Annotated in this window: 3 protein-coding genes; all 3 read left to right on the top strand. The window is 64.5% G+C overall.

Going from position 1 to position 2866, the window contains the following annotated elements; genetic code table 11:
• On the top strand, positions 1-727 hold a 727-nt coding region (locus QOD90_RS15910), incomplete at its 5' end, for a glucose-6-phosphate dehydrogenase (NADP(+)) (RefSeq protein ID WP_526351344.1).
• Positions 720-2549 (top strand): glycoside hydrolase family 15 protein, encoded by a 1830-nt coding sequence (locus QOD90_RS15915; protein ID WP_526351346.1) that lies wholly within the window; start codon positions 720-722, stop codon positions 2547-2549. The genes QOD90_RS15910 and QOD90_RS15915, both read left to right, overlap by 8 nt.
• Positions 2549-2866, top strand: a 318-nt coding sequence (locus QOD90_RS15920; RefSeq protein ID WP_526351348.1) for a maleylpyruvate isomerase family mycothiol-dependent enzyme, incomplete at its 3' end; no start/stop codon positions are given. The genes QOD90_RS15915 and QOD90_RS15920, both read left to right, overlap by 1 nt.

Genomic DNA, 2866 nt, shown 5'->3' on the forward strand with positions numbered 1-2866 from the left:
GTCCACGGGATGCTTCAGGGACATGATCTCGACCCACCTGTGCCAAGTGCTCGGCTTCGTCGCGATGGAACCGCCCGTGCATCTCGACGCCACCGCATTGCGCAACGAGAAGTCGAAGGTCTTCGCCGCCATGCGGCCGCTGAACCCGGACCGCGTGGTGTTCGGGCAATACGAGGGTTACCTCGACGAGGACGACGTGGCGGATGACTCGAAGGTGGAGACGTTCGTCGCCTTGGAGGCCTTCGTCGATACCGAACGCTGGCAAGGGGTGCCGTTTCTGCTGCGCACGGGGAAGGCGTTGGGCGCGACGCGGCGCACCGTCACCCTGACGTTCCGCACGCCCCCGATGGGACGGTTCGGAGAAAGCGATTACGGACCCAACCAGCTGATGATCGAGTTGAGCGACTCACCGGCATTCAACGTCATGATGATGGCCAAGCGACCCGGACCGCGAATGGACTTGGTGCCGTTGACCTTTCACCTCGACGTGGCTGAAGAGGACCCCGACGACGTGCCGCTCGAGGCCTACGAGCGGTTGCTGCTCGACGTGATGCGCGGCGACCAGACCCTGTTCACCCGCGCCGACGAGGTGGACCGGCTGTGGCAGATCTGCCAGCCCGTGCTCGACAACCCTCCGCCAACGCTGCCCTACGCTCGCGGCTCGTGGGGTCCTGACGAAGCGATCGCCCTGGCGGGCCCCCAGGGGTGGCGACTGCCCGATGCCTGACGAGTGGCCCGCGATCGCCGACCACGGCCTGATCGGCGACCTGCGGACCTGCGCGCTGGTCGCGACGGACGGCACGATCGATTGGTTCTGCTCACCGCGGTTCGACTCGCCGAGCGTATTCGGCGCGATCCTCGACAGCGAGCGCGGCGGTGCCTGGACGTTGGCGCCGCTGTGCGAAGTCTCTCGTACGCAACAGTTTTACTTCCCCGACTCCGCAGTCCTCATCACGCGGTTCCTCACCGAGGAAGGCGTCGCCGAGGTTCACGACTTCATGCCCGTGATGGGCGAGGGCGACCCCGAGCACCGCCAACGGATCGTTCGCCGTATCACCGGCGTTCGCGGGACCATCCGGCTGCGCACGACCGTCGACGCAAGACCCGACTACGCCAGGCAAGCGTGCCAAGCCGAGGAGACCGCCGACGGAGTGATGATCACCGGTGACGGCATGCGACTGGGCTTGACCGGATCCGTCGACCTGACCATCGAAGAGGATGCGGACAACACGTGCGCTAGCGCGGAAGTCGAACTGACGAAAGGTGATACCGCACTCTTCGTCCTGGAGATCCTCGACGGCGACGACCTTCCGTCTCGCGACGGCATCGAGATGTCCGACGCGCTGTTCGACGCCACGACGTCGTACTGGCGCACGTGGCTCGGGCAATCGCGCTACGTCGGACGTTGGCGCGAAGTGGTCCACCGCTCCGCAATCACCCTGAAGCTACTCACCCACGACCCGAGCGGGGCTGTCATCGCCGCCGCCACGACGAGCATCCCGGAGTTTGTTGGCGGAAGCCGGAATTGGGACTACCGCTATGTCTGGGTTCGTGATGCCGGCTTCAGCCTCTACGCCCTGTTGCGGCTCGGGTTCACCGACGAGGCCCGTGCGTTCATCAGGTGGCTCTCAGAACGGCTCGGACACGAGCGCGACCAGAAGAAGGGCCTCGGTCCGTTGAGCGTGCTGTACGACATCGACGGCAACCGGCCCGCCGAGGAGGTCGAACTCGACCACCTGAGCGGGTATCGCGGCTCCAAGCCGGTGAGGGTCGGCAACGCCGCGGTCGATCAGTTGCAGCTGGACATCTACGGCGAGCTCATCGACTCGATCTACTTGTTCAACAAATACGGTGCAGGCATCAGCAGCGACGCGTGGAACGACGTCGTCGAGGTGGTCGAATGGGTGATCGAGAATTGGGACCGCGATGACGCCGGCATGTGGGAAGTGCGCGGCGATGTCAAGGCCTACACCACATCTCGCCTCTTCTGCTGGGTGGCGTTGGAGCGCAGCATCCGCGACGCACGGCAGCGCGGGCTGCCCTGCGACATAGGCGCATGGTCGAAGGCACGCGACGAGATCTACGAGCGCATCATGTCCAAGTGCTGGAACGACGACCTTCAGGCCTTCACCCAGACAGAGGGTGGGACCGAACTCGACGCGGGCGTCCTGTTGATGCCGATGGTCAAGTTTCTCTCGCCTGCTGATCCGAAGTTCTTGTCCACCCTCGAAGCAGTGGAGAAGGAACTGGTCATCGACAGCCTGGTATTCCGCTACAGCCCGCAGTCCGACGGTCTCGACGGCAAGGAGGGCACGTTCTCGCTGTGCTCCTTCTGGTATGTCGAGGCGCTCACGCGCGCAGGGCGGCTCGAGGACGCCCAGTTGGCGCTCGAGAAGATGTTCACCTACGCCAACCACGTCGGACTGTATGCCGAACAAGTCAGCGCCACAGGCGATCAGGTGGGTAACTTTCCTCAGGCCTTCACGCACTTCGCACTCATCAGTGCGGCCATCAACCTGGACCGCGCATTGGACAAGGGAGACAACTGATGTCAATAGCTCAACGCGAACGCGCCGGGCTCGTCGGCACGATGCGGGAGGTCGGGCCCGACCACGCCACGCTGTGCGGGGACTGGACCACACGCGATCTCGCCGCCCACCTCGTGATCAGGGAGCGCCGCCTCGACGCAGCGCCGGGCATCCTGATCCCGAAGTTCGCCGACTACACCGAACGCGTACAGAATCAGGTGGCCGAGAACGACTGGAACCTGCTGCTCGACCAGATCGCGTCGGGGCCGCCGCTTCTCTCGCCCTTCAAGCTGCTCGACCCGTTCGTCAACATCGCCGAGATGTTCATTCACCACGAA

Source organism: Mycobacterium sp., from assembly GCF_032161845.1.
Classification (GTDB): Bacteria; Actinomycetota; Actinomycetes; order Mycobacteriales; family Mycobacteriaceae; genus Mycobacterium.

Excerpts from the sequence above, each read along its gene's own strand:
- QOD90_RS15915 (WP_526351346.1), top strand. The coding sequence starts at position 720 with ATGCCTGACGAGTGGCCCGCGATCGCCGACCACGGCCTGATCGGCGAC.